At 60.8% G+C, this 25438-nt stretch carries 25 protein-coding genes; 18 read left to right on the top strand and 7 right to left on the bottom strand.

All coding sequences use genetic code 11. The annotated features are described in order from the left end of the window. The first annotated feature begins 235 nt into the window (after positions 1 to 235). A complete protein-coding gene (locus ACW9HX_RS18790; protein ID WP_457381742.1) occupies positions 236 to 1624 on the top strand; it encodes an MATE family efflux transporter in 1389 nt (462 codons plus the stop codon). Between the two features lie 63 nt (positions 1625 to 1687). On the opposite strand, the gene ACW9HX_RS18785 is transcribed toward ACW9HX_RS18790, so the two are convergent. From ACW9HX_RS18785 to ACW9HX_RS18770, 4 genes are all read right to left on the bottom strand, one after another. Then, positions 1688 to 3427 (bottom strand): dipeptidase, encoded by a 1740-nt coding sequence (locus tag ACW9HX_RS18785; RefSeq protein ID WP_457381741.1) that lies wholly within the window; start codon positions 3425 to 3427, stop codon positions 1688 to 1690. Between the two features lie 195 nt (positions 3428 to 3622). Next, positions 3623 to 4261 carry a LysE family translocator gene (locus tag ACW9HX_RS18780; protein ID WP_457381740.1) on the bottom strand — a complete coding sequence of 213 codons (639 nt, stop codon included), beginning with the start codon at positions 4259 to 4261 and terminating at the stop codon, positions 3623 to 3625. 1 nt (position 4262) lies between these two features. Beyond that, positions 4263 to 5033 (bottom strand): 2OG-Fe(II) oxygenase, encoded by a 771-nt coding sequence (locus ACW9HX_RS18775; protein ID WP_457381739.1) that lies wholly within the window; start codon positions 5031 to 5033, stop codon positions 4263 to 4265. 90 nt (positions 5034 to 5123) lie between these two features. Next, positions 5124 to 5750, bottom strand: a complete 627-nt coding sequence (locus ACW9HX_RS18770; RefSeq protein WP_457381738.1) for an alanyl-tRNA editing protein — start codon at positions 5748 to 5750, stop codon at positions 5124 to 5126. A gap of 90 nt (positions 5751 to 5840) precedes the next feature. Between ACW9HX_RS18770 and ACW9HX_RS18765 the strand changes: the two genes are divergently transcribed. After that, entirely contained in the window at positions 5841 to 6836 is a 996-nt protein-coding gene (locus ACW9HX_RS18765) for a LysR family transcriptional regulator (protein WP_457381737.1), read from the top strand. A gap of 57 nt (positions 6837 to 6893) precedes the next feature. Here ACW9HX_RS18765 and ACW9HX_RS18760 read toward each other — a convergent pair whose 3' ends face one another. Continuing rightward, the gene (locus ACW9HX_RS18760; protein WP_007950758.1) at positions 6894 to 7301 is read right to left on the bottom strand and encodes a PA2817 family protein; all 408 of its coding nucleotides are present in this window, start codon (positions 7299 to 7301) and stop codon (positions 6894 to 6896) included. Between the two features lie 74 nt (positions 7302 to 7375). After that, a complete protein-coding gene (locus ACW9HX_RS18755) occupies positions 7376 to 9823 on the bottom strand; it encodes an acyl-CoA dehydrogenase (protein WP_457381736.1) in 2448 nt (815 codons plus the stop codon). 247 nt (positions 9824 to 10070) lie between these two features. Between ACW9HX_RS18755 and ACW9HX_RS18750 the strand changes: the two genes are divergently transcribed. From ACW9HX_RS18750 to ACW9HX_RS18735, 4 genes are all read left to right on the top strand, one after another. Further along, entirely contained in the window at positions 10071 to 10730 is a 660-nt protein-coding gene (locus tag ACW9HX_RS18750; protein ID WP_457381735.1) for a transglutaminase-like domain-containing protein, read from the top strand. 43 nt (positions 10731 to 10773) lie between these two features. Further along, complete coding sequence (locus ACW9HX_RS18745) at positions 10774 to 11397, top strand: glutathione S-transferase family protein (RefSeq protein WP_457381734.1); 624 nt, start codon at positions 10774 to 10776, stop codon at positions 11395 to 11397. A 131-nt stretch (positions 11398 to 11528) separates the two neighbouring features. Continuing rightward, complete coding sequence (locus ACW9HX_RS18740; RefSeq protein ID WP_457381733.1) at positions 11529 to 12461, top strand: ABC transporter ATP-binding protein; 933 nt, start codon at positions 11529 to 11531, stop codon at positions 12459 to 12461. After that, a complete protein-coding gene (locus ACW9HX_RS18735) occupies positions 12458 to 13237 on the top strand; it encodes an ABC transporter permease (protein WP_457381732.1) in 780 nt (259 codons plus the stop codon). Before ACW9HX_RS18740 ends, ACW9HX_RS18735 begins: the two co-directional genes overlap by 4 nt. Before the next feature lie 55 nt (positions 13238 to 13292). On the opposite strand, the gene ACW9HX_RS18730 is transcribed toward ACW9HX_RS18735, so the two are convergent. Next, positions 13293 to 13811 (bottom strand): DUF2062 domain-containing protein, encoded by a 519-nt coding sequence (locus ACW9HX_RS18730; RefSeq protein ID WP_457381731.1) that lies wholly within the window; start codon positions 13809 to 13811, stop codon positions 13293 to 13295. A 154-nt stretch (positions 13812 to 13965) separates the two neighbouring features. On the opposite strand from ACW9HX_RS18730, the gene ACW9HX_RS18725 reads away from it, so the two are divergent. The 12 genes from ACW9HX_RS18725 (at position 13966) to ACW9HX_RS18670 (ending at position 25425) form a co-directional block, all read left to right on the top strand. Next, positions 13966 to 16209 carry a DNA internalization-related competence protein ComEC/Rec2 gene (locus ACW9HX_RS18725; protein ID WP_457381730.1) on the top strand — a complete coding sequence of 748 codons (2244 nt, stop codon included), beginning with the start codon at positions 13966 to 13968 and terminating at the stop codon, positions 16207 to 16209. A gap of 89 nt (positions 16210 to 16298) precedes the next feature. Next, positions 16299 to 16934, top strand: coding sequence for a MotA/TolQ/ExbB proton channel family protein (locus ACW9HX_RS18720; protein WP_162803506.1), 636 nt, complete (start codon positions 16299 to 16301; stop codon positions 16932 to 16934). Then, positions 16931 to 17359, top strand: coding sequence for an ExbD/TolR family protein (locus ACW9HX_RS18715; RefSeq protein WP_007950767.1), 429 nt, complete (start codon positions 16931 to 16933; stop codon positions 17357 to 17359). Before ACW9HX_RS18720 ends, ACW9HX_RS18715 begins: the two co-directional genes overlap by 4 nt. Further along, a complete protein-coding gene (gene lpxK, locus ACW9HX_RS18710) occupies positions 17359 to 18369 on the top strand; it encodes a tetraacyldisaccharide 4'-kinase (protein ID WP_457381729.1) in 1011 nt (336 codons plus the stop codon). The genes ACW9HX_RS18715 and lpxK overlap by 1 nt, the downstream gene beginning before the upstream one ends. Before the next feature lie 24 nt (positions 18370 to 18393). Beyond that, positions 18394 to 18579, top strand: a complete 186-nt coding sequence (locus ACW9HX_RS18705) for a Trm112 family protein (protein WP_003174668.1) — start codon at positions 18394 to 18396, stop codon at positions 18577 to 18579. Further along, positions 18576 to 19340: a 3-deoxy-manno-octulosonate cytidylyltransferase gene (gene kdsB, locus ACW9HX_RS18700; RefSeq protein ID WP_064383500.1), complete on the top strand. Its 765-nt coding sequence runs from the start codon at positions 18576 to 18578 to the stop codon at positions 19338 to 19340. Before ACW9HX_RS18705 ends, kdsB begins: the two co-directional genes overlap by 4 nt. Next, the gene (locus ACW9HX_RS18695; protein WP_457381728.1) at positions 19340 to 19804 is read left to right on the top strand and encodes a low molecular weight protein-tyrosine-phosphatase; all 465 of its coding nucleotides are present in this window, start codon (positions 19340 to 19342) and stop codon (positions 19802 to 19804) included. Before kdsB ends, ACW9HX_RS18695 begins: the two co-directional genes overlap by 1 nt. Then, on the top strand, positions 19801 to 20820 hold the full coding sequence (gene murB / locus ACW9HX_RS18690; RefSeq protein ID WP_457381727.1) for a UDP-N-acetylmuramate dehydrogenase: 1020 nt from the start codon (positions 19801 to 19803) through the stop codon (positions 20818 to 20820). Before ACW9HX_RS18695 ends, murB begins: the two co-directional genes overlap by 4 nt. A gap of 246 nt (positions 20821 to 21066) precedes the next feature. Continuing rightward, the gene (locus ACW9HX_RS18685; RefSeq protein WP_096820949.1) at positions 21067 to 21537 is read left to right on the top strand and encodes a (2Fe-2S)-binding protein; all 471 of its coding nucleotides are present in this window, start codon (positions 21067 to 21069) and stop codon (positions 21535 to 21537) included. Continuing rightward, on the top strand, positions 21534 to 23855 hold the full coding sequence (locus tag ACW9HX_RS18680; RefSeq protein ID WP_457381726.1) for a molybdopterin cofactor-binding domain-containing protein: 2322 nt from the start codon (positions 21534 to 21536) through the stop codon (positions 23853 to 23855). The genes ACW9HX_RS18685 and ACW9HX_RS18680 overlap by 4 nt, the downstream gene beginning before the upstream one ends. Then, complete coding sequence (locus ACW9HX_RS18675) at positions 23855 to 24832, top strand: XdhC family protein (RefSeq protein WP_457381725.1); 978 nt, start codon at positions 23855 to 23857, stop codon at positions 24830 to 24832. Before ACW9HX_RS18680 ends, ACW9HX_RS18675 begins: the two co-directional genes overlap by 1 nt. Continuing rightward, positions 24829 to 25425 (top strand): nucleotidyltransferase family protein, encoded by a 597-nt coding sequence (locus ACW9HX_RS18670; protein WP_457381724.1) that lies wholly within the window; start codon positions 24829 to 24831, stop codon positions 25423 to 25425. Before ACW9HX_RS18675 ends, ACW9HX_RS18670 begins: the two co-directional genes overlap by 4 nt. Positions 25426 to 25438: the final 13 nt, after the last annotated feature.

The raw sequence follows: 25438 nt of genomic DNA, 5'->3' as shown, positions 1-25438 counted from the left end.
GAGCACGACCTTGCCAAGGTCGGGGTCGCGAGTTCGAGTCTCGTTTCCCGCTCCATATTCAACAAAAACGCCGCTCAGTGATGAGCGGCGTTTTTGTATGCGCGTTTTTTGTGTTTGCCGCTCTCTGTTACAAGTTTCCTACAGCGAAACTGTGATTCGCAGAAGCGTCTGACAGCCAGTCCACAACTGATTCTGAGATAACAACCACCCCGTCGGCCATCGCGGCTGGATCGGGTTGGCCGATTTCGAGGATCTCACCTTTATGTCACGAACAATCCCCCGTTATGGAGCCCTGCGCGAGATACGAGCAACCGCATTACTGTCGCTTCCATTGGTCATCGGGCACCTTTGCGCGGGGCTGATCGCTTTCGTGGACAACCTCATCGCCGGCAATCATGGCACCGAAACCCTGGCGGCCGTCACGCTAGGCACTGCGCTGTTATGGCTGCCGATGCTGGTGCCGATCGGGACATTGATTGCGCTGACCGCTTCAGTTGCGCGTTTACACGGCGCGGAGCGAGCAGACGAGATCGGCCCGATCTTTCGCCAGGCCCTGTGGTTGGCGCTGTTCATGGGAGGGCTGATGTTCGGTTTTCTCAGCCTTGCGCCTCTTCTGCTCGCACCTGCCGGGATTGCACCGGAAATTATTCCGGGAGCGCAGGCCTTTCTGCAGGCTGTTCGCTGGGGAAGTCCTGCGCTGACCCTGTTTTTCTGCATGCGCTATCTGTGCGAAGGGATGCATTGGATGCGCCCGACGATGCTCTTCAGTTTTGGTGGGCTCTTGTTGCTGGCACCGTTGGGCTATGTGCTGACCAATGGCAAGTTGGGTTTTGCAGAAATGGGGGCAGAGGGCCTGGGCATCGCTTCGGCACTGATGATGTGGCTACAAGCGTTGCTGTTCGCTGTGTACCTCTGGCGTGGGAAGCGCCTGGCGCATTTGCAGCTGTTCGTCCGTTTTGACCCGCCGCGCCTTGCCGGTATCGTTGATTTGTTGAAGGTCGGGCTGCCGATCGGCGTCGCAATCCTGACCCAGGGCAGTCTTTTCATTGTCACCTCGTTACTGATTGGCCGCCTCGGTTCGACTTTTCTGGCGGCTCATCAGATCGCGGTAAACCTGGCGCAGTTGTGTTTCATGATCCCGGTTGCTGTGGCTGAGGCCACCACGGTCCGGGTCGGTCATGCGCTGGGGCGCGGGGACTACAAGGGTGTCCGGCAGGCTGCATGGGCGGGCGGTGTCATCGTCTTGATCGCGCAAAGTCTGTCGGTGCTGACCATGCTGCTGGGCAACGAAGCGATCGCTGGCTGGTACAGCGCGGATGTGGCTGTTACCGCACTCGCTTCGACGCTTCTGCTGTACGCCGCGGCTTTGCAGTTTCCCGATGGATTGCAGATGTTGTGCGCCGGGGCATTACGAGGCCTGCAAGATACGAGGGTCCCCATGTGGCTGGCGATTTTCTGTTATTGGGGTGTCGGCTTGCCGCTGGGATGCCTGATGGCGTTCGGTCTGGGGTGGGGGCCGCAAGGCATCTGGTTGGGGTTGATCAGCGCGTTGACCCTGGCGATGGTCTTGATGGGAGGGCGGTTTTTCCTGCGCAGTCGGATCGATATATCGGCTGCCGGCTGATATGAAAAGGCCCGTCGGTGAACACTGACGGGCCTTTTGCTTATCGCGGCGGCGAAACAGGGGTCACAGCTTCGGCAGTTGTCCGATCCGGCCCATCATTTCCGTGACGATCTGCAGGTCCAGCAGGAACTGGTCAACGGTCTTGAACTCGCCGTCGGTGTGGCCGGTGTATTTGACTTCTGGTCGGGCCAGGCCGAATTGCACGCCGTTAGGCAGTTCATGCACCGAGGTGGCGCCGGCAGAGGTGCCAAACTCGTGTTTCATGCCCAGGTTTTCAGTGGACACGGCCAGTAGCGCCTTGACCCACTCGCCCTCAGGATTGCGGTACATCGGCTCGGCGATCGAGTAATCGAAGTTGACCGCGACGTGGGTTTTCTTGCTCCAGGCGGCCAGTTTGTCGGCGATTTCGGTCTTGAGCACTTCCGGTGACTTGCCCTTCGGTACGCGCAGGTTGACCGCGAGTTTGAACGTCTTGTCATCCATGCCGACGTAGGTCAGCGATGTGGTCAGCGGACCCATGAAGTCATCGGCGAAACCGACGCCCAGCTTGCCACCCTTGTAGTCCAGGCCCCAGTTGTCGGCGGCGTAGCGGGCAGCATCGGTGATGTGGTTGTGTTTGAACGCGATTTTGCCATCCACACTGTGGATGAAGTCCAGCATGCGGGCGACCGGGTTGACGCCGGATTCCGGTTCGGAGGAGTGCGCGGAAACGCCGGTTACGCTGAGTTTGACGTCCTTGCCATCGACTTTGGCAGTGACTTCGAAATCGCCGCCGTTGCGTTTGGCGTATTCGGTACCTGCCTTTTGCAAGCTGGCGGCCAGTTCGGCCGGTTTGTCTGTTACCAGGGTGACGAGCGAAACCGATGGAATCTGGTTGGTCGCCATGCCGCCGGTCATCGAGATGATTTCCGCGCCTTTGCCCTCGGCCTTGCGTTTGGCAAATTTGGCCATGACCGTGCCGTAGCCTTTCTCGGCAATCACCACCGGGTAACCGCCATCCAGCGCCAGATTGTACTCGGGCGTCGGGTTGCGCTCGAAGTAGTAAGGAATCGCGTCGCCAGTGGTTTCTTCGGTGGTGTCCACCAGCAGTTTGAAATTGCGAGCCAGCGGCAGCTTTTCTTCCTTGATGACCTTCATGGCATACAGCGTCACCACGATGCCGTTCTTGTCGTCCTCGGTGCCGCGGCCATACATGCGGTCGCCGATCAACGTGACCTTGAACGGGTCGAGTTTGGTGCCGTCCTTCAGCACCCAGTTTTCCGGAGTCACTGGGACCACGTCAGCGTGAGCGTGAATGCCCACGACTTCCTTGCCGCTGCCGTCGAGGGAGATTTCGTAGACGCGGTTGTCGACGTTTCGATAGTTCAGACCAAAGGATTCGGCCAGGCTCTTGATCTTGGCGGCAATCTTGATGAATTCAGGATTCTCGTGCTGGGCAACACCTTCCTTGCGGTCGGTCGGGATTTCCACCAGTTCGCGCAGGGTTTCGAGGGCGGCCTTGCCGTATTTCGCCCGAGTGTAGAGGCCGAGCAGGCGATAGATTTCATTTTGCTGTTCAGCGGTCAGCGTCTTGTTGTCGAGAAACGCGCTGATGGACGGGCGCAGGTCGTCGGTCTTGCTCAAATCGCTCTTGGCCAAATCACCGAGGAACTGGCGGAAATCGCTGACCTTTGCATCACTGAATGTCTTGAGGATGGTCGCGCTTTGCTGCGGTGTGATGTTGGCGTGTGCTGGCAGTGTCACGGACGAAAGACTGGCCAGAATCAGGGTCGACGCGGCCAGTTGCTTGAGTGAAAAGTCCATTGCTATGGGCATTCCTTTGCAGGCGGTGAGTAGGAAGTATCTGATCGATGCGTCAGACGGTTTCGCAAACTAACACCACAAGCGATTGATAGGGGAGCCCCTGAAGTGGGACGCGTCGCACAGAAATGCAAAAGCGGCGCAGAATCGAAAAAACCCGTCCAATTCGTCTGGACCGGGCTTCTCCGGTCAGCGCAGTTACATCGACAACACCAGTCGCCCGGCAAACAGGATCAAAATCACCCCCATGCTGCGTTCGAACCAATGGCCCATGCGCATGAACAGCACCCGCACTTTGCTGCTTGAAAAGAACAGCGCAACGATCACGAACCACAACGCGTTCACGCCGCACATCCACAGTCCGTACAGGGCCTGAATTTGCAGCGGAGTGCTGGCGCTGATGATCGTGGTGAAGATCGCCAGGAAAAACAGCGTGGCCTTGGGGTTGGTGGCATTGGTCAGGAAGCCGGTGGAGAACGCCTTGAACAGCGACTGTTCGACCAGCGGTTCGTCAGTTGTCTTTTCGCCTTCCAGCGTTGTCTTGGGTTTGCTGCGGATCAGGCTGATACCGAGGTAAAAAATGTAGGCGCCACCTACGACCTTGGCCACCGTCAGCAGCCAGGGCGTGGTGTGCATCAACGCACCGACGCCCAGCAGGGTGTACAGCACGTGTACGGAAATCCCGGCGCCGATGCCCAATGCGGTACAGATGCCGACCAGCCGACCGAAACGCACACTCTGGCGGATGGTCACGGCGAAGTCCGGGCCGGGAGCGACCACGGCCAGAAAGTGGATGGTGGCCAGCGCCAGAAACTCGCCAAGGTAATTCGATGTCATCTCAGCTCCAGAAAGTCAGGGGTGAAGCATTGCCGCGATAGCCGACAAAAAAAGAAAGACTCAAGCGCGGATCTGCCACGCCCGGCGTCACCGAGTGCATGCGACGCGAATTGAACATGATGAAATCCCCCGGTTCCGGGCGTACTTCGAGGGCTGGCGGGCCGAGCAGCGCCGGGTCGATGCCATAGCTGTCGCCGCGCATTTCGTCGAACCGGTCCGGTGAAATATCGTCTTCCCACACCTGCAACGCGCCGCCCTCGGTGGGCATGTTCAGGTACACGTTGCAGGCGAATTGCGCCTCCAGACTGCGGGCCTGAAAACTCTCGGGAGCGTCTTTGGCGAAGATGTCGTGATGGGCAAGAAAGCACACGCCGGGTTTGACCACCCGTGACAGACCCACGTACATCTTGCGTCCGTACAGGTTTTCCAGATGGGCGCCCGCCGGCCAGGATTCGTCGAACATGCAGCGCAAAGTGTCGATTGGCGACGAGTAGGGCGCGCAGCGGTTACGCAGTTCGGCGATATTGCTGGTGGCGCGTTCGAAGTAATCCTCGATCAGCAACGGCTGGTTTTCCGCTTCGTAGAACGCCATGCCGATGCGGCCAATGCTGGGGGCGTTGATGTACCCCTCGAAGCCGGGGGCGAGGATCTTGTCGCCAATCCGGATCGCCTGGTCTTCAGGCAAAAAGCCTTTGACACGGATGGCGAGGACTTCTTCGTTGGCCAGTTTTTTTATGCACGTCTCATCGAGACGCTCGACGTCAAGCATCATGGTTTCAGGTCCATCTAACGAGTAGTCAACGGAACCGGCGAATGCGGTTCCCCCGGCGTCGGACGCTGCATCTGGCAGCGCCCGAAATCCTCAATCCACGTTGTAGTGGACGGACAACGTGCCCTTCTTCTGCGAAAGGGACGCGATCGTGACTGTGCCCAGATCCTTCAGGCTGCGTACATGGGTGCCACCGCAGCCGTAGGCTGGCAGTTCACCGAATCCGATTTCCCGCGCGCCTTCGCGCAGGGACGTCAGGCGAGGCAGATCGTGTTCGATCCATTGCCCGATGCCGTATTGAACGGTTTGCGCATCGACTTCCTGAGCCGAATCCCCGGGTTTGAATTGCACCCGGCCTTCGTCCGGCCAGTGGTGTGCCTTGATCGGCATCCAGCCCATGGCCTGGACAAAGTGGCCGATCAAATGCCCGGCGGAGTGCATGCGAGTATTGAAGCGTCGACGCTGTTCATCGACGCGAATCTGAGTCATGCCCAGTGGTACGGGCTGATCGACGAAATGGATGATTCGATCAGGCTCCTGTACGACACGCAGGACCTGGCTGTCGCCGATCCAGCCCGTGTCGCAAGGCTGCCCGCCACCTTGCGGGTGAAACAGGGTGGCGCGCAGCACCACGGCGAATTCGTTCTCGTGGGGCGTGCAGTCGAGGACTTCCACATTGGCCTTGAGGTCATCACTATGGAAAAAGAGGCGAAGCGTCATATTCCATGCCCTTATTAAAGTTTCTTTTTTAATTATATGAATCGTGCAATAACGTGATAATCCGTTCAAACATCAAAGGACTGTTGCGCTGTGAGCATAAATCTCCCTCTGCCGCTGCTCGGTGAAATGGCGATTTTCGTCAAGGTCGTGGAGACCGGCAGCTTCTCCGAAGCCGCTCGCCAATTGGGCTCTTCGCCTTCAGCGGTGAGCCGCAGTATTTCCCGGCTGGAGAAGGCATTGGCCACGCGGCTGCTGCAACGGACCACGCGCAAGTTGCGCTTGAGCGATGGCGGGGAAGAGGTGTTCAAGCGCTGTCAGGAGATGGTCAGCGCCGCCAGGTCGGTGATGGAAATCAGCGGTCAGTTCACCCACGAGGCCGAGGGGCTGGTGCGGGTCAGCGTGCCGAAAGCGGTCGGACGCTTCGTGATTCATCCGCACATGCCGGAGTTTCTGCGTCGATATCCAAAGGTTGATGTGGAGTTGTTGCTGGAGGACCGGCAAGTGGATCTGATCGACGATCATGTCGACCTGGCGATTCGCATCACGGAGCGGCCGCCGGCGGGACTGGTCGGGCGGCAGTTGCTGACCATCGACCATTTACTCTGCGCGACGCCGCAGTATCTGGCCGAACATGGCACGCCGACTCATCCCCATGACTTGCTCAATCACAGCTGCATCTATTTGGGTGAAACCCCGAGCGATGCACGCTGGAAGTTCAAGCAGGGCAGCAAAGCGGTGACGGTCGGGGTTCGGGGACGGTATGCCGCCAATCACACGGGCGTGCGTCTGGGCGCAGTGTTGCAGCACATCGGTATTGGCAGCCTGCCGTATTTCACGGCGCGCTATGCCTTGGAACAAGGACTGATCGTGCAAGTCCTGCCGGACTGGACATTCCTGGCGTCGTACCACGGTGGATTGTGGCTGCTGCACTCGCCGACGCGATATCTGCCGCCGAAGTTGCGGGTATTCATCGACTATCTGGTGGAGTGCCTGGAGAAGGAACCGACATTGAGCAAACCGGGTAAAAGCGGTGGTTCAAAAGCCTTGGCCGAGTACGAATTGCCCGAGAGTGAAGGGCTGCTATAGCCCCATGAAAAAGGCCCGCATGGATCACCATGCGGGCCTTTTTTTACCGGGCGAAAATCAGTGCTTGCTGTCCTGAGCGGACATCGCCAGCAGTTGTTTTTCCTGGTTCCAGTCGAACGGTTCGTCGTTCTGTTCAGCTTCGTAGCGGCGTTCTTCCAGCGCCTGATACATGTCGATTTCTTCATCGGACAGGTAGTGCAGGCAGTCGCCAGCGAAGAACCAAAGTAGATCCCGCGGGATCAGGTGGGCAATTTGCGGATAGCGGGTAATCACTTGAGTCAGAATGTCCTGGCCCAGATATTGGCTTTCGATCGGCTCGATCGGCAGTGATGCCAGCAGTTCGTCGAAACGCTCCAGGAACAGGGCATGGCTTTCTTCGGGAACCTGATCGGCCTCACCTACGGCGACCAGGATACTGCGCAGGTGGTCGAGCAAAACCAGATGATCGGCAACGACGTTGGACACGAGATAAGTCCTCAAGAGCAAAACGGGCGCAGGAGTATAAAGCGCCTGCGCCCGTTTTTCACTGATTGAAGGGATCAGCGGACTTTCCCTTCCGCCGGCTTCAGTTCCTCCTTGTCGAAATCATCGACATCGATCACCTTGCGTCGAGCCGCTTCGGCATCGCGCAGGGTCTGGGCCTCCACAGCTTGCAGCACCCCTGCCTCCAGTGCTGCATCGATGGCATGTTCCCCGGCGACCGGTTTGACCTGGCCGCTTTTGAGCGAGGTGTGCAGTTTCTTGTGTAGCGGTTGTGCGGCGTTCAACTGATCGCAGGCGTGTTGCAGTGCGCCGACCGCATCGTCCGCCGATTGCGGGCGATAGCATCCGGCGAGCAGTTCTTCCAGCGCCGGATCGCCCTTGGCCCGACCGATGACGCCGGCCACTTCGGCACCGAGTTTGTCCGACGGGCCTTTGTGACGACGACCGAACGGGAACACGATCACCCGCAACAGGCAGCCGAAGACCCGGTTCGGGAAGTTGGTCAGCAGCTCGTCCAGGGCCTTTTCCGACTGGCCGAGGCTTTCCTCCATGGCCCATCTGAACAACGGTTCCATATACGCCGGGGAATCAAGGTCGTGATAACGCTTGAGTGCCGCCGAGGCGAGATACAGGTTGCTCAGCACATCGCCCAGACGAGCCGACAGACGCTCGCGGCGTTTCAGTTCGCCGCCCAGCAGCATCATGCTCAGGTCGGCGAGCATGGCAAACGCGGCAGCCTGCCGGTTGAGGGCGCGGAAATAGCCCTGGCTGAGCTTGTCTCCCGGTGCATGTTCGAAATGGCCGAAGCCGAGGTTCAGCACCAGCGTGCTGGCGGCGTTGCTCACGGCAAACCCGATGTGCTTGAGCAGCAGGCCATCGAACTCCTTGAGCGCCTGGTCCTTGTCCTCACGACCGGCGAGGGCCATTTCCTTGAGCACGAACGGGTGGCAGCGGATCGCGCCCTGACCGAAGATCATCAGGTTACGCGAAAGAATGTTCGCGCCTTCCACCGTGATGAAAATCGGCGCGCCGTTCCAGCTGCGACCCAGATAGTTGTTCGGGCCCATGATGATCGCCTTGCCGCCGTGCACATCCATGGCGTGGCTGATGCACTCGCGACCGCGTTCGGTGAGGTGGTATTTGAGGATCGCCGACAGCACCGAGGGCTTCTCGCCCAGATCCACCGCATTGGCGGTCAGCATCCGCGCGGCATCCATCATCCAGGCGTTGCCGCCGATGCGCGCCATGGCTTCCTGAATGCCTTCGAATGCCGACAGCGGGACATTGAACTGCTCGCGAATCTGCGCGTACTGTCCGGTCACCAGACTGGTGAACTTGGCCGCGCCGGTGCCCACTGCCGGCAATGAAATCGAACGCCCGACCGACAGGCAATTCATCAGCATCATCCAGCCCTTGCCGAGCATTTCCTGGCCGCCGATGAGGAAGTCCAGCGGGATGAACACATCTTTGCCGGAGTTGGGACCGTTCATGAATGCGGCGCCCAGCGGCAGATGGCGACGGCCGATTTCAACACCGGCGGTATCGGTCGGGATCAGCGCGAGGCTGATGCCCAGGTCTTCTTTATCGCCGAGCAGGTGATCCGGGTCGTAGGCCTTGAAGGCCAGGCCGAGCAAGGTCGCGACCGGGCCGAGGGTTATGTAGCGCTTTTCCCAGTTCAGACGCAGGCCGAGGGTTTCCTGTCCTTCCCACTGGCCTTTGCAGATGATCCCGGTGTCGGGCATCGCACCGGCATCGGAACCGGCGAGCGGGCCGGTCAGTGCGAAGCATGGAATATCGTCGCCCCGGGCCAGTCGTGGCAGGTAATGATTGCGTTGTTCGTCGGTACCGTAATGCAGCAGCAGTTCCGCCGGACCGAGGGAGTTGGGCACCATCACGGTGGAGGCGAGGTCGCCGCTGCGGGTCGCCAGTTTCATCGCCACTTGAGAGTGGGCGTAGGCAGAGAAACCCTTGCCGCCGAACTCCTTGGGAATGATCAGAGCGAAGAAGCCGTGTTCCTTGATGTGGGTCCAGGCCTCGGCCGGCAGGTCCATCGACTGGCCGATCTGCCAGTCGGTGACCATCGCGCAGAGCTCTTCGGTCGGGCCGTCAATGAACGCCTGTTCCTCATCGCTCAGTTGCGCCTTGGGATAGGACAGCAGTTTGTCCCAGTCCGGACGACCGCTGAACAGCTCGCCATCCCACCACACCGTGCCGGCATCGATCGCATCGCGTTCGGTCTGCGACATCGGCGGAAGGGTTTTCTGGAACCAGTTGAACAGCGGTGCGCTGAAGTGTTTGCGGCGCAGATCCGGCAACAGCAGTGGAGCCGCAACGATGGCCAGTACGACCCAGAAGATCAGCAGCAACCAGCCTGGCGCGTGGCTGAAAATCCCCATCGCCAGCAGGTAAGCCGCGACGATGCCCAGTGCCGGTAGCGGGGCGATGCGCCGATGGGCCAGATACGCCACGCCGACGATCAGAACCAGTATCCACAACAACAGCATATTTAATCCTCCGTGAACCAGGGCAAACGACCCTCCAGAGCTTAGACGGCATCTGCAAAACAGGGTGGTCAGAGCAAGGTGATTGAATTCGTGGGAAACCCTGGATGGCTTTTGTAGTTTCGGTGGGCAACACGCGTAGGAAATCGTTCGCAGACTCCGCGGCTTTGCGTCCATGTTTGGCCGAAACGTCGTTATCTCTGTGCTGATCCTCTCGCTAGACTCCGGGTTCCCCCAGGAGAATGCCGTCATGCGCGAATATCTGAGTCCCGGCCGCTTCATCGATAGTGACCACCCCGCGGTAGTGGAGTTCGCCGAAAAGCACCGTGGTGCCAGCCGCGACCCGCGCGCGCAGGCGATCAGTCTCTATTACGCCGTGCGTGAGGCGGTGCGCTACAACATGTACACCTTCAGCCGCGATCCGCAGACCTTGCGCGGCAGCTACGCGCTGGCGGCGGGTGAAAGTTATTGCGTGCCCAAGGCCACGTTGCTCGCCGGTTGCGCGCGCCATTGCGGGATCCCCGCACGCATCGGTCTGGCGGATGTGAAAAATCATCTGTCGACGCCGCGTCTGCTTGAACTGCTGAGAAGCGAAGTGTTCGCGATGCATGGTTATACCGAGCTGTTTCTCAATGATCGCTGGGTGAAAGCCACACCCGCGTTCAACCAGAAGCTCTGCGAAATGTTCAACGTTGCGCCGCTGGAATTCGACGGCATGAACGACAGCGTTTTCCACCCGTACAACAGCGATGGCGCGCTGCTGATGGAGTACCTGGTCGATCACGGCCAGTTCGCCGATGTACCGGAATCTTTTTTCTTCGAACACCTGCAGAAATGTTATCCGCACCTGTTCAACGACCAGCAGACGCCATTGTCCAGTGACATGCGCGGTGATGTCGGCGGCCTCTGATCCGGCGTATGCTGCTCGCCCACTCAATGGAAAAGAGGCGGTCATGCTGAAGATCTGGGGTCGCAAGAATTCGTCGAATGTCAGAAAACCGTTGTGGGCTGCCGAAGAACTCGGGTTGGCCTATGAGGCAATCGATGCCGGTGGCGCGTTCGGTGTGGTCGACACACCGGAGTACCGGGCGATGAACCCGAACGGTCGGGTGCCGGTGATCGAAGACGACGGTTTCGTGTTGTGGGAGTCCAACGCCATCGTTCGCTATCTGTTGGCCAGGCATGCGGCCAATACCTCGTGGTATCCGGCGGATCTGCAGGCCCGCGCGATCGCCGACAAGTGGATGGACTGGACCACGTCCAGTTTCGCAGGCCCTTTTCGCACGGTTTTCTGGGGTGTTCTGCGCACCCCCGCCGCCAAGCAGGACTGGCCGGCGATCCATGCCGCGATCAAGGAATGCGAAGGCTTGCTGGCCATGGCCGATCAGGCCTTGAAGAATCAGCCATACCTGTCCGGCATTGAAATCGGCATGGGCGACATTCCGCTCGGCAGTTTCATTTATGCCTGGTTCGAGATGCCGATCGAGCGTGCGCCGATGCCGCATCTGGAGGCCTGGTATGCGCGATTGAAACAGCGTCCTGCGTATCAAAAAGCCGTCATGACCGCGTTGACTTAATACCTACTATCGACACACTTGACTGTACTTGTGCGGCGGCGGCAAGCACCATTGCGCTTGTGCGCCGCGGTTGTCTCTCTCGCCGCCGGCCGTCATTCAGTCCTTTTTCTCTTCTTGGTGCGTAATCCGATATGAGTTCCGCTCTGTCCATCCGGCAGCTAACCAAAACCTACGGCAACGGGTTCCAGGCCTTGAGTGGTATCGATCTGGACGTCGCCGAAGGTGACTTTTTCGCTTTGCTCGGCCCTAACGGCGCCGGCAAATCCACGACCATCGGCATTCTTTCGACCCTGGTGAACAAGACCAGCGGCACGGTGAATATCTTCGGTCACGACCTGGACAAGAACCCCGCAGCGCTCAAGCGCTCGATTGGCGTAGTGCCCCAGGAATTCAACTTCAACCAGTTCGAAAAGACCTTCGACATCGTCGTGACCCAGGCGGGTTATTACGGCATTCCGGCGAAGATCGCCAGAGCGCGCGCCGAGCAGTACCTGACCCAGCTCGGCCTGTGGGACAAGCGCGATGTGCCGTCGCGTTCGTTGTCCGGCGGCATGAAGCGTCGTCTGATGATCGCCCGAGCGCTGGTGCACGAGCCGCGTCTGCTGATCCTCGACGAACCGACTGCCGGCGTCGACATCGAGCTGCGCCGTTCGATGTGGACGTTCCTCACCGAACTGAACCAGAAAGGCATCACCATCATCCTCACCACGCACTATCTGGAAGAGGCTGAGCAGTTGTGCCGCAACATCGGCATCATTGACCACGGCACCATTGTCGAGAACACCAGCATGCGTCAGTTGCTCGGGCAACTGCATGTGGAAACCTTCCTGCTCGACCTGAAGAGCGATCTGACAGTAGCGCCGCAACTGGTGGGCTATCCGGCCCGTCTGGTGGACGCGCATACGCTGGAAGTCCAGGTCGACAAGTCCATGGGCATCACTGCGTTGTTCGGCCAACTGGCCCTGCAGAACATCGAAGTGCTGAGCCTGCGCAATAAAACCAATCGCCTCGAGGAGCTGTTCGTGTCCCTGGTGGAGAAAAATCTGTCGAAGGTGGCGGTATGAGTTCCGAGCTGCGCCCCAACCTCGTCGCCCTCAACACCATCGTTTATCGCGAGGTCCGGCGCTTCACGCGGATCTGGCCGCAGACGCTGCTGCCGCCGGCGATCACCATGGTTCTGTACTTCGTGATTTTCGGCAACCTGATCGGCAAGCAGATTGGCGGCATGGGCGGCTTCAGCTACATGGAGTACATCGTGCCTGGGCTGATCATGATGTCGGTGATCACCAACTCCTACGGTAACGTGGTGTCGAGTTTCTTCGGCAGCAAGTTCCAGCGCTCCATCGAAGAGCTGATGGTATCGCCAGTGTCCCCGCACACGATCCTGATCGGCTACACCCTCGGCGGCGTACTGCGCGGCCTGATGGTCGGCGTCATCGTGACGATTCTGTCGATGTTCTTCACCAGTCTGCAGGTGCATCACCTGGGCGTTACCGTGCTGGTGGTGGTGCTGACAGCGACGATCTTCTCGCTGCTGGGCTTCATCAACGCCGTATTCGCACGTAACTTCGATGACATCTCGATCATCCCGACCTTCGTGCTGACCCCGCTGACCTATCTCGGTGGTGTGTTCTACTCGATCACCTTGTTGCCGCCTTTCTGGCAGACCGTGTCGCTGGCCAACCCGGTGCTGCACATGGTCAACGCCTTCCGTTACGGCATCCTGGGGGTCTCGGACATCCGCATCGGTATTGCGATCACCTTCATGCTGGTCGCCACCGTGGTGCTGTATGTCGGTTGCGCACGCTTGCTGGTGAGCGGGCGCGGGATGCGTACCTGATTCGATCAGTCCTGCAATAAAAAAACGGCCTCCCGCAACGGAGGCCGTTTTGCATTCAGGATCGGCGACTTTTCTTGCGTCGTGCCCATTGCCGGGCCACCCACCAGCGCCAATACATCATTACCAGGCAATAGGCGAGGGCGCCCAGCGCCAGCCCGACCACCACTGAACCTAGCAGGAAGGGTTGCCACAGGGTCGAGAGTTCGCCGCTGATCCACTCCCAGGTCAATGAGTCCGGCAGGGTGCGGGCGGGGATGTCCATCAGCCAGGCACCGGCCTTGTAGGTGCAGTAGAACACCGCCGGCATGGTGATCGGATTGGTCAGCCAGACCAGGCTGACGGCAATCGGCATGTTGCCGCGTACCGTGACCGCCAGTGCTGCTGCCACCAGCATTTGTGCAGGAATCGGCAGGAACGCAGCGAACAGGCCGACGGCCATGGCTCGGGCCACCGAGTGACGGTTGAGGTGCCAGAGGTTCGGATCATGCAGCAACGTGCCGAGAAAGCGTAAGGATTTGTGTTCCCTGATGCTCGTCGGGTCGGGCATGTAACGTTTGAATAAGCGCCGGGGCATAAGGCTTCTCGGTCGGTTAAGGCGGCAAGTATGTCTGGATTCTACGAACCGCCCATTCAGACTTTGTGACAATTGATAACGACGGCGCCAGGCAACAAGCGCTATGCCTTGAGAGGGGAGACTTTTCTGGAAAGTCGCAATCAAGGACGAGCGTATGCGCACAGGGATGATGGCGCTGGCGATCGGTCTGCTGGTTCCGGTTTTTTTGCCGGCGTTGCCGCCGGTCGGGTTGATGGTTTTACTGCCGGTCGTGGCGCTGATGCTATTGCCGTTTCGCAGTTATCCGCTGGCATTTTTGCTGTTCGGCTTCGCCTGGTCGTGCATCGGTGCGCAGTGGGCGCTGGATGATCGATTGCCATCGAAGCTGGATGGCGAGACGCGGTGGGTCGAGGGGCGAGTGGTCGGTCTGCCGCAAAATGGCGATGGGGTGGTGCGCTTCGAATTGGCCGATGCCCATTCGCGGCACGAGAAACTTCCATCGCTGATGCGTCTGGCGTGGTACGACGGGCCACCCGTCAACAGCGGTGAGCGCTGGCGGCTGGCGGCCAAACTCAAGCGTCCCGGCGGGTTGCTCAATCCCGATACCTTCGATTACGAGGCCTGGTTGCTGGCCCAGCGCATCGGTGCCACCGGCACGGTGAAAGACGGCCGTCGGCTGGCGGTGGCGCAATGGGCCTGGCGGGACAGCATCCGTCAGCGTCTGCTGGAAGTGGGCACTCAGGGCCGGGGTGCCGCGCTGGCGGCCTTGGTGCTCGGCGATGGCTCGGGACTCGATCGCGAGGACTGGCAGATTTTGCAGGACACCGGCACTGTCCATCTGCTGGTGATTTCCGGGCAGCACATCGGTCTGCTGGCGGCAGTGATGTATGGGGTCGTCGCCGGGGTGGCGCGATTGGGTTTATGGCCGTTACGTTGGCCATGGCTGCCGTGGGCGTGCGGCCTCGCATTCGCGGCTGCGTTGGGGTACGGGCTGCTGGCTGGATTCGATGTGCCGGTCCGGCGGGCCTGTTTGATGGTTGCGCTGGTGCTGCTGTGGCGATTGCGTTTTCGTCATCTCGGTGCCTGGTGGCCGTTGCTGCTGGCCTTCAACGGTGTGTTGTTGATGGACCCACTGGCCAGTCTGCGTCCGGGATTGTGGTTGTCCTTCACGGCGGTGGCTGTGCTGATTTTCACTTTCGGCGGTCGTCTGGGGCCGTGGCGCTGGTGGCAGACCTGGACGCGAGCCCAATGGCTGATCGCGATCGGCCTGTGCCCGGTGTTGCTGATCCTCGGCCTGCCGATCAGCCTCAGCGGACCACTGGCCAATCTGCTGGCGGTGCCGTGGATCAGTTTTGCGGTGCTCCCGCCGGCGTTGCTCGGCACTTTGTTGCTGCCGATTCCCTATGTCGGCGAAGGTTTGTTGTGGCTGGCGGGCGGGCTGGTCGACGGATTGTTCCAGGCTCTGGCTCTGATCGCCGGGCGTTGGCCGGCATGGATTGCGCCATCGATGCCGGGCTGGGCTCTGGCGCTGGGTTGCATCGGTGCACTGCTGTTATTGCTGCCCCGAGGCGTTCCATTGCGACCTTTGGGCTGGCCGTTGTTGCTGGTGCTGGCATTTCCGCCCCGGGAGCGGCTGGCCGAAGGTGTAGCGGATGTCTGGCAACTCGACGTCGGCCAGGGGCTGGCGATTCTGATCCGCACCCGTAACCACACATTGCTGTACGACAGCGGCCCACGCTTCGGTGACTTCGATGTCGGCGAGCGAGTGGTCTTGCCCGCCTTGCACAAACTGGGGGTGGAGCGACTCGATCTGATGCTGCTCAGTCATGCAGACGCCGACCATGCCGGAGGGGCATTGGCCGTGGCAAAAGGATTGCCGGTCAGTCGGGTGATCAGCGGCGATCCGCCGGGTCTGCCCGAGGCGCTGAACGCTGAGGACTGTGAAAGCGGACGGCAATGGCAGTGGGATGGCGTCGCCTTTCATTTATGGCAATGGGGCGATGCCCATGACAGCAACCAGAGGTCCTGCGTCCTGCAGATCGAAGCCAACGGTGAGCGGTTGCTGCTGACCGGCGATATCGACACCGCTGCCGAACGGGATTTGCTCAACAGCGCACTGGCGGTCCCGACTCAGTGGCTGCAAGCCCCCCACCATGGCAGCCGCAGTTCTTCCTCGATGGCCTTGCTCAAGGTTTTGCAGCCCATTGACGTGCTGATCTCCCGGGGACAGGGCAACTCGTTCGGGCATCCGCATTCGACGGTCATCGCCCGTTACCGCAAGCTGGGCCTGCGCATTCATGACAGTGCCGAGCAGGGTGCCATTCATCTGCAATTGGGCAGATTCCAGCCGGCCCGGTCGATGCGTCAGCAGCGTCGGTTCTGGCGCGACCCGCCGCTGTCGGGGGCGGAGTACCGTTGAGCACAGGCAGCGCACGGTCGTCGGGGCGACGGGTCTTTATCGCGAACCGGTATGGTAAAGTGGCGCACTTTTTCGAGGGGGCTGTCACTGTGTGGGAATTGGTCAAATCCGGCGGCTGGATGATGTTGCCGATCATTCTGAGTTCCATCGCCGCCATGGCGATCGTCGCCGAACGCCTGTGGACGCTGCGCGCCAGTCGCGTCACCCCCGAGCATCTGCTGGGTCAGGTCTGGGTCTGGATCAAGGACAAGCAGCTCAACAAGGAAAAACTCAAGGAATTGCGCGCCAACTCGCCGCTGGGTGAAATCCTCGCCGCCGGCCTGGCCAACTCCAAGCATGGTCGCGAGATCATGAAAGAGTGCATCGAAGAAGCTGCCGCTCGCGTCATTCACGAGCTGGAACGCTACGTCAACGCGCTGGGCACCATCGCCGCCATGTCGCCGCTGCTGGGGCTGCTGGGTACGGTGCTGGGCATGATCGATATTTTCAGCGCTTTCACCGGTTCCGGCATGACCACCAACGCTTCGGTGCTGGCTGGTGGTATCTCCAAGGCGCTGATCACCACGGCGGCGGGCCTGATGGTCGGTATTCCGTCGGTGTTCTTCCACCGTTTCCTGCAACGCCGCATCGATGAACTGGTGGTCGGCATGGAGCAGGAAGCGATCAAGCTGGTGGAAGTGGTGCAGGGCGACCGTGACGTCGATCTGGCCGGGGGCAAAGCGTGAAATTCCGTCGCAAACCCCGGGAAACGATCGACATCAACCTTGCGTCGTTGATCGACGTGGTTTTCATTCTGTTGCTGTTTTTCGTCGTGACCACCACCTTCACCCGCGAAACCCAGCTGCGCGTCGATTTGCCGGAAGCGGTCAGCGGCTCGCCGGCCGAGGATCAGCAGGTCAAGCAACTGGACGTGGCCATCAGCGCGGAAGGCGTGTTCTCGGTGAACAACAAGATTCTGCCGAAGAACGACCTGGCGACCCTGATGGAAGCCATGCAGAAAGAAGCCAACGGCGACACCAACATGCCGTTGTCGATCAGTGCTGACGGCAAGACCCAACATCAATCCGTTATCACCGCCATGGACGCGGCCGGCAAGCTCGGTTTCAGCCATTTGCGCATGACCACGGTCGAGGCGGCGCCCAAATCCTGATGGCCATGTCCGATCGTCTGCTCGCCGCGTGGTATCAGGGGCATCCGGCCCTGACGCTGTTGCGGCCGCTGGAGTGGCTGTACCGTCGCGTTGTGGCCAGCAAACGTCAACGTTTTCTCGACGGCGAGGGTGAGATCTATCAGTCACCCGTGCCGGTGATCGTGGTCGGCAATATCACCGTCGGCGGCACCGGCAAGACGCCGATGATCCTGTGGTTGATCGAGCACTGCCGTCGCAGCGGGCTGCGGGTCGGTGTGGTCAGTCGCGGTTACGGCGCCAAGCCACCGCAATTGCCGTGGCGGGTCGAAGCCGATCAGGCTGCGGATGTCGCAGGCGACGAGCCGCTGCTGATCGTGCAGCGCACCGGTGTGCCGCTGATGATCGACCCGAACCGCGCCGCCGCCGTCAAAGCCTTGCTGGCCAGCGAGCCGCTGGATCTGATCCTGTCCGATGACGGCATGCAGCACTATCGTCTGGCGCGGGATCTTGAACTGGTGCTGATTGACGCTGCCCGAGGTTTGGGCAACAAGCGCTGTCTGCCTGCCGGTCCGTTGCGTGAACCGGTCGAGCGCCTGCAAAGCGTCGATGGCGTGTTGTTCAACGGCGCTCCCGAGGATCGCGACGGCGGTTTCGCCTTCCGTCTGCAACCCACGGCGCTGGTCAATCTGCTCAGCGGTGAACGTCGGCCCCTCGATCAGTTTCCGCCCGGTCAGGCACTGCACGCAGTGGCCGGGATCGGCAATCCGCAACGTTTCTTCAATACCCTCGAAGCGCTAGACTGGCGGCCTGTGCCCCACGCGTTTGCCGACCACGCCGAATACAGCGTGCAGGCCTTGAGTTTCACGCCGTCATTGCCAGTGGTGATGACCGAAAAGGACGCGGTGAAGTGCCGCGCCTTCGCTGCCGCCGACTGGTGGTACCTGGCGGTCGATGCCGTGCCGTCGCCGGCCTTCGTGGCCTGGTTCGACACGCAACTGATGCGCCTGTTGCCGGACCGCCTTTTGCCTTAAACCGTTTTTATCCAGGGAATGTTCATGGACACCAAATTGCTCGACATCCTCGCCTGCCCGATCTGCAAAGGCCCGCTCAAGCTCAGCGCCGACAAGACCGAACTGATCAGCAAGGGCGCCGGCCTGGCGTACCCGATCCGTGATGGCATCCCGGTCATGCTGGAAAGCGAAGCCCGCACCCTGACCACCGACGAGCGTCTGGATAAATGACCACAGCCTTCACCGTTGTCATCCCGTCGCGCTACGCCTCGACCCGTCTGCCGGGGAAACCGCTGCTGGATATCGCCGGCAAGCCAATGATCCAGCACGTCTGGGAACAGGCCAGCAAAAGCAGCGCCAGCCGTGTGGTCGTGGCCACCGACGATGCGCGCATCGTCGAAGCCTGCAAGGCCTTCGGCGCCGAAGTGGTGCTGACCCGTGAAGATCACAACTCCGGCACCGACCGCCTGGCCGAAGTGGCTGCCAAACTGGGCCTGGAGCCGGATGCCATCGTGGTCAACGTCCAGGGTGACGAACCGCTGATTCCGCCAAGCGTGATCGATCAGGTTGCCGCGAATCTTGCGGCGCACACCGAAGCGCGCATGGCCACTCTGGCCGAGCCGATCGAGGACGTGGAAACCCTGTTCAACCCGAACGTGGTCAAGGTGGTCAGCGACCTCAACGGTCTGGCGCTGACCTTCAGTCGTGCGACCCTGCCGTGGGCCCGCGATGCGTTCGCCAAGAGCCGCGACGTGCTGCCAGAAGGCGTGCCGTATCGCCGCCACATCGGCATCTATGCCTACCGCGCAGGCTTCCTCCAGGATTTCGTGAGCTGGGGCCCGTGCTGGCTGGAAAACACCGAATCCCTCGAACAACTGCGTGCCCTGTGGCATGGCGTGCGGATTCACGTGGCTGACGCGTTGATCGCGCCGCCGACCGGAGTCGACACCGCCGAAGACCTCGAGCGCGTCCGTCGCCTGCTGGAGGCCTGATGCGCGTTCTGTTCGTGTGCCTGGGCAACATCTGCCGTTCGCCCACCGCCGAAGGCGTGTTGCGCGCCAAATTGCGTGAAGCCGGACTGGAAGGGCGGGTCGAAGTGGCTTCCGCCGGCACTGGCGACTGGCACGTCGGCAATCCGCCGGACAAGCGCAGTCAGGCAGCAGCCAAGCTGCGTGGTTATGACCTGTCGGCGCAACGGGCGCAGCAGGTCAGCCGCGCCGATTTCGCCAGCTACGACCTGATCCTCGCCATGGACAACAGCAACCTGCGCAACCTCAAGGCCTTGCAACCGTCTACTGGCAAGGCCGAACTGGATCTGTTCCTGCGCCGCTATGAAGGCGAAGTCGATGAGGTGCCGGATCCGTATTACGACGGCGATCAGGGTTTCGAGCAGGTGCTGGATCTGATCGAGCGCGCCTGCGACCGGTTGCTGATTGAAGTGAAGGGTCGGTTATGAGTTTGCAGGTACACCCCCAGGTTTCCCTGAAACCGTTCAACACCTTTGGTGTGGACGTTCGCGCGCAACTGTTTGCCGAAGCCCACAGTGACGGCGACGTACGCGAAGCCCTGGCTTATGCGACCGCCCACGATGTGCCGTTGCTGGTGATCGGTGGCGGCAGCAATCTGCTGCTGACAGCGGACATTCCGGCACTGGTGCTGCGCATGGCCAGCCGTGGCATCCGCGTCATTAGCGACGATGGTAATCGCGTGGTGATCGAAGCCGAGGCGGGTGAGCCGTGGCATCCATTTGTCCAGCACACGCTGGCGCTGGGTTTTTCCGGGCTGGAAAACCTCAGTCTGATCCCCGGCACTGTCGGCGCCGCGCCGATGCAGAACATCGGCGCCTACGGTGTCGAGATCAAGGATGTGTTCGCCGGCCTGACGGCGCTGGATCGCCAGACCGGCGAGCTGCGCGACTTCAGTCTGGAAGAGTGCAACTTCGCCTACCGCGACAGCGTGTTCAAGCAGCAGCCGGGTCGTTGGTTGATTCTGCGAGTGCGCTTCAAGCTTGATCGAGTCGCCCATCTGCACCTGGAATACGGCCCGGTGCGTCAACGCCTGACCGAGCAGGGCATCGAGCAGCCGACGCCGACAGACGTCAGTCGAGCGATTTGCAGTATCCGCAGCGAAAAGCTGCCGGATCCGGCGGTGCTCGGCAATGCCGGCAGCTTCTTCAAGAACCCGCTGGTGTCGGCGGCCGTGGTCGCACAGATCAAGGCGCAGCACCCGGATCTGGTGGCCTACGCGCAACCGGACGGGCAGATGAAACTGGCGGCCGGCTGGTTGATCGAGCGCGCCGGCTGGAAGGGCTTTCGTGAGGCCGATGCCGGCGTGCATAAATTGCAGGCGCTGGTGCTGGTCAATTACGGCGCGGCGACCGGGCTGCAATTGCTCGATCTGGCGCAACGTATCCAGAAAGACATTGCAGAACGTTTCAATGTCGAGCTGGAAATGGAGCCCAACCGTTATTGAGGCTAAGCTTTCAAGGCTCAATCCAAAGCCCTGCACTATTTAAAAAGTGCAGGGCTTTTTTGTTAATCCCGGGTTAACTTAGCGAGCTAACGATACAACCTTTTGCTCCACCAAAGGCCCGGTGCAGACGTTTCCGTCGGTACAAGAGAGCCTCATTAGCCTGAGTCGATCTGCGTGAACCCACCGCTGATTTTCCGGCGGCAGATTGCTCGACCCCATAACCTCCATGAATATGCGGGCGTGCCCATGATTACCCTGAAACTCAATGGTCAAGACCATCCACTCGATGTCACCGAAGACATGCCCCTGCTGTGGGCGATCCGTGACGTCGCCGGTTACAACGGCACCAAGTTCGGCTGCGGCATGGGCCTGTGCGGCGCCTGCACCATTCATATCGACGGCTCGCCGGCGCGCAGTTGCATCACGCCGATCGGCTCTGTGGCCGGGCAGAATGTGACCACCATCGACAACCTGCACGCTGATCCGATTGGCCAGATCGTCCAGCAAGCCTGGCTCGACACCGCCGTGGCCCAGTGCGGCTTCTGTCAGGGTGGGCAGATCATGTCTGCCACCGCGTTGCTCAAGACCAACCCGAATCCCAGCGACGAGCAGATCGAAGAGGCGATGGTCGGCAACATTTGTCGTTGCGGCACCTACAACCGGATCAAGACTGCGATCCGTCAGGCATCCACTCACCTGAAGGAGGCCAAGGCATGAGCCGTCTACCGAACGATTTTGCCCTGAGCAACCTGAGTCGCCGGGGCTTCCTCAAGGGTGTTGGCGCCACCGGCGCGCTGGTACTGGCCGCAAGTTGGGGCTGGCAGGATGCACTGGCCGAAGACAAACCGAAGAAGTTCGGCGCCGATGGCATGCCCAACGGCTGGATCGACGATCCGAAGGTCTACGTCAGCATTGCCGCAGACGGCACGGTGACCGTGGTCTGCAACCGCTCGGAAATGGGCCAGGGCGTGCGCACCAGCCTGACCATGGTGGTCGCCGATGAGCTGGAAGCCGATTGGGCCCACGTCAAGGTTCAGCAGGCGCCGGGCGATGAAGTGCGTTTCGGCAACCAGGACACCGACGGCTCACGCAGCATGCGTCACTGGTACGAACCGATGCGTCGTTGTGGCGCCGCTGCCCGGACCATGCTGGAGCAGGCAGCCGCCGCGCAGTGGAAGGTGCCGGTCGGCGAATGCCGCGCGCAATTGCACAAAGTCATTCACACACCGTCCGGGCGCGAGCTGGGTTATGGCGAGCTCGCCGCTGCCGCGAGTGCGTTGCCGGTCCCGGGCCGTGAGAGCCTGCGGCTCAAGCAGCCGTCGGAATTCCGCTACATCGGCAAGGAAGGTACGAAGGCCATCGACGGCGATGACATCGTCAACGGTCGTGCCGTGTACGGGGCTGACGTGCATTTTGACGGCATGTTGTACGCCGTGATCGCTCGTCCTGCGGTTTACGGCGGCAAGGTCAAGTCGGTGGATGACAGCGCCGCGCTGAAAGTGCCGGGCGTGCTGAAAGTCATTCAGATCGAGCCCCGGCCGCTGCCTTCGGAGTTTCAGCCATTGGGCGGCGTGGCCGTAGTCGCCAGCAACACCTGGGCGGCGCTCAAGGGGCGCGAGGCGCTGAAGATCGAATGGGACGACGGCCCTAACGCCAGTTACGACTCGATCGCCTATCGCAAGGATCTGGAAGCCGCTTCGCTGAAACCGGGCAAGGTGGTGCGCAATACCGGCGACATCGAAAAGGCCATTGGCAGCGCTGCCAGTACCCTCGAGGCGTCTTATTACTTGCCGCATCTGGCACAGGCGCCGATGGAGCCGATGGTGGCCATCGCTCGTTATAAAGAGGGCGTGTGCGAGGCCTGGGCGCCAAGTCAGGCGCCGCAGGTCACCCGTGAGCGGATCGCCGAGCGCCTTGGCCTGCCGTTCGATAACGTGACCTTCAACGTGACCCTGCTCGGCGGTGGTTTCGGTCGCAAGTCCAAACCGGACTTCGTTGTCGAAGCCGCGATCCTTGCCAAGGAGTTTCCCGGCAAGGCAGTGCGAGTCCAGTGGACGCGAGAAGACGACATCCACAATTCGTATTTCCACACCGTGTCGGCCGAGTATCTCAAGGCCGGTGTAGGCAAGGACGGTTTGCCGTCCGCCTGGCTGCACCGCACGGTGGCCCCGAGCATCACCGCGCTGTTCGCGCCGGGCATGAATCATGAAGCTGCGTTCGAGCTGGGCATGGGCTTCACCAACATGGCTTACGCGATTCCCAACGTGCGCCTGGAAAACCCCGAGGCCACCGTCCATACGCGGGTCGGCTGGTATCGCTCGGTGTCGAACATTCCCCATGGTTTTGCGATCCAGAGTTTTGTCGACGAACTGGCGCACAAAGCCAAGCAAGACCCGCTTAAGTATCAGATCAAGTTGCTCGGCCCGGATCGGCAGATCGACCCGCGCACGCTCAGTGAAGAATGGAACTACGGCGAATCCCCTGAGCGTTATCCCATCGACACCGGGCGCATGCGCACGGTGCTGGAAACCGCAGCAAAGGCCGCCGGTTGGGGGCGGAAATTGCCCAAGGGCCGTGGCCTCGGCCTGGCAGTGCATTACAGCTTCGTGACTTATGTGGCGGCGGTGATCGAAGTCGAGGTCAAGGACGACGGCACGCTGATCGTGCACAAGGCCGATATCGCCGTGGATTGCGGCCCGCAGATCAACCCCGAGCGGATCCGTTCGCAGTTCGAAGGCGCTTGTGTGATGGGCCTGGGTAATGCCGTGTGGGGCGAAATCAGCTTCAAGGACGGCAAGGTGCAACAGGACAACTTCCATATGTATGAAGTGGCGCGCATGTCGCTGGCGCCGAAGGAGGTTGCGGTGCATCTGGTGACGCCGCCGGGCGAAGTGCCGTTGGGTGGTGTTGGTGAGCCGGGCGTGCCTCCGATCGCGCCGGCACTGTGCAACGCGATCTTCGCGGCCACCGGTCAGCGCATTCGCAACCTGCCGGTGCGTTACCAGTTGCAGGGCTGGCAAAAGGCGCAAGCGTGATGGACAGCGCTGATCTCAATGTTCTGCGCAGCGTGCTCGAATGGCGCCGCGCCGGGCAGCGGGTGGTGTTGTTCAGCGTGGTGCAGACCTGGGGCACCGCGCCCCGGGCCCCCGGCGCGATGCTGGCGTTGCGCGAGGACGGCGTGGTGATCGGCTCGGTGTCCGGCGGTTGTGTCGAGGACGATCTGATCGCCCGCTTGCATGATGGGCGGATTCCTGCCGACGGGCCGCCGGTGCAGTTGATCACCTATGGCGTGACGCGGGAGGAAGCTGCGCGGTTCGGCCTGCCTTGTGGCGGCACTTTACGCCTGACCGAAGAGCGAGTCGGCGATCCGGCATGGGTCGCCGAGTTGTTGGCTCGTTGTGAGGCTCACGAAATCGTTGCCCGCGAGCTGAATCTTGAAAGCGGTGAAGTGATTCTTTCGCCGGCTAGTAAAACGGATTCATTGGTTTTTGATGGTAAGACCTTGCGTGCTATCTACGGCCCGCGCTGGCGCCTGCTGCTGATCGGTGCCGGTCAGTTGTCGCGTTATGTGGCAGAAATGGCGCGGCTGCTGGATTTCGAAGTGCTGATCTGCGATCCCCGAACCGAATTCGTGTATCACTGGGAAGAGCAGCATGGCCGCTTTGTCCCCGGCATGCCGGATGAGGCGGTGCTGAGTATTCAAACCGACGAGCGCACGGCCATTGTTGCCCTGACCCATGATCCGCGTCTGGATGACATGGCGCTGCTGACGGCGCTGGATTCCAAGGCGTTTTACGTCGGCGCCCTGGGCTCGCGCGTCAACAGCCTCAAGCGCCGGGAGTATCTGGCTGAGCTAGGCTTGTCGCAAGCGGCCATCGCTCGATTGCACGGGCCGATCGGTCTGCCGATCGGCAGTCATTCCCCGGCGGAAATCGCCTTGTCGCTGTTGGCGGAAATCGTCGCGATCAAGAATGGTGTCGAGTTGACGCAGAAGAGGGCAGAGCGCGCATGAGTCGATCCATCGGAGTGATTGTGCTGGCGGCGGGCGAAGGCAGCCGCTTTCGCGAAGTGGCCGGGGCCGACAAGGACAAGCTGTTGGCCGACTGCACGGGGCGCGACGGAGCGGTGCGCTCGGTGATCGAGCAGACGCTGGTGAACCTGCCGGCGAGTCTCGACAAGCGAGTGCTGGTGACCACCGAAGCACGGCCGCAGGCGATGCGGATGGCGCAGGCTTACGGGTGTGATGTTGTCTCTATCGAGTCCACCGGGATGGGTGACAGCATTGCGGCGGGCGTCGCGGCTTGCCCGGATCTCGATGGCTGGCTGATCGTGCTGGGCGATATGCCGTTTATCCTGCCGTCGAGCATTGAGCGGGTAGTGGCGGCGATTGCCGACGATGCGGTCAGTGTGCTGGTGCTCAAAGGTGAATACGGGCATCCGGTTGGATTTGGTCGGTCATTTGGGCCAGGGTTGATGGCATTGTCCGGTGATCACGGGGCCAGACCTTTGTTCAAGCAGGGGCGGGTGGTCGAGGTTACCGTGGATGATCCTGGCGTGCTGTGGGATATCGATGTGCCGCAGGCGCTGGTTTTTCCGCCGGCCTGATACAAACCACGAG

The sequence above is a fragment of the Pseudomonas sp. SDO52101_S400 genome (genome assembly GCF_054071635.1).
This window is presented reverse-complemented; position numbering and strand designations above follow the sequence as displayed.

Bases quoted from the DNA above. Each gene is read 5' to 3' on its own strand.
- ACW9HX_RS18785 (WP_457381741.1), bottom strand. From the start codon at position 3,427: ATGGACTTTTCACTCAAGCAACTGGCCGCGTCGACCCTGATTCTGGCC.
- ACW9HX_RS18780 (WP_457381740.1), bottom strand. From the start codon at position 4,261: ATGACATCGAATTACCTTGGCGAGTTTCTGGCGCTGGCCACCATCCAC.
- ACW9HX_RS18775 (WP_457381739.1), bottom strand. From the start codon at position 5,033: ATGATGCTTGACGTCGAGCGTCTCGATGAGACGTGCATAAAAAAACTG.
- ACW9HX_RS18770 (WP_457381738.1), bottom strand. From the start codon at position 5,750: ATGACGCTTCGCCTCTTTTTCCATAGTGATGACCTCAAGGCCAATGTG.
- ACW9HX_RS18755 (WP_457381736.1), bottom strand. From the start codon at position 9,823: ATGCTGTTGTTGTGGATACTGGTTCTGATCGTCGGCGTGGCGTATCTG.
- ACW9HX_RS18750 (WP_457381735.1), top strand. From the start codon at position 10,071: ATGCGCGAATATCTGAGTCCCGGCCGCTTCATCGATAGTGACCACCCC.
- ACW9HX_RS18745 (WP_457381734.1), top strand. From the start codon at position 10,774: ATGCTGAAGATCTGGGGTCGCAAGAATTCGTCGAATGTCAGAAAACCG.
- ACW9HX_RS18740 (WP_457381733.1), top strand. From the start codon at position 11,529: ATGAGTTCCGCTCTGTCCATCCGGCAGCTAACCAAAACCTACGGCAAC.
- ACW9HX_RS18735 (WP_457381732.1), top strand. From the start codon at position 12,458: ATGAGTTCCGAGCTGCGCCCCAACCTCGTCGCCCTCAACACCATCGTT.
- ACW9HX_RS18730 (WP_457381731.1), bottom strand. From the start codon at position 13,811: ATGCCCCGGCGCTTATTCAAACGTTACATGCCCGACCCGACGAGCATC.
- ACW9HX_RS18725 (WP_457381730.1), top strand. From the start codon at position 13,966: ATGCGCACAGGGATGATGGCGCTGGCGATCGGTCTGCTGGTTCCGGTT.
- lpxK (WP_457381729.1), top strand. From the start codon at position 17,359: ATGGCCATGTCCGATCGTCTGCTCGCCGCGTGGTATCAGGGGCATCCG.
- ACW9HX_RS18705 (WP_003174668.1), top strand. From the start codon at position 18,394: ATGGACACCAAATTGCTCGACATCCTCGCCTGCCCGATCTGCAAAGGC.
- kdsB (WP_064383500.1), top strand. From the start codon at position 18,576: ATGACCACAGCCTTCACCGTTGTCATCCCGTCGCGCTACGCCTCGACC.
- ACW9HX_RS18695 (WP_457381728.1), top strand. From the start codon at position 19,340: ATGCGCGTTCTGTTCGTGTGCCTGGGCAACATCTGCCGTTCGCCCACC.
- murB (WP_457381727.1), top strand. From the start codon at position 19,801: ATGAGTTTGCAGGTACACCCCCAGGTTTCCCTGAAACCGTTCAACACC.
- ACW9HX_RS18685 (WP_096820949.1), top strand. From the start codon at position 21,067: ATGATTACCCTGAAACTCAATGGTCAAGACCATCCACTCGATGTCACC.
- ACW9HX_RS18680 (WP_457381726.1), top strand. From the start codon at position 21,534: ATGAGCCGTCTACCGAACGATTTTGCCCTGAGCAACCTGAGTCGCCGG.
- ACW9HX_RS18675 (WP_457381725.1), top strand. From the start codon at position 23,855: ATGGACAGCGCTGATCTCAATGTTCTGCGCAGCGTGCTCGAATGGCGC.
- ACW9HX_RS18670 (WP_457381724.1), top strand. From the start codon at position 24,829: ATGAGTCGATCCATCGGAGTGATTGTGCTGGCGGCGGGCGAAGGCAGC.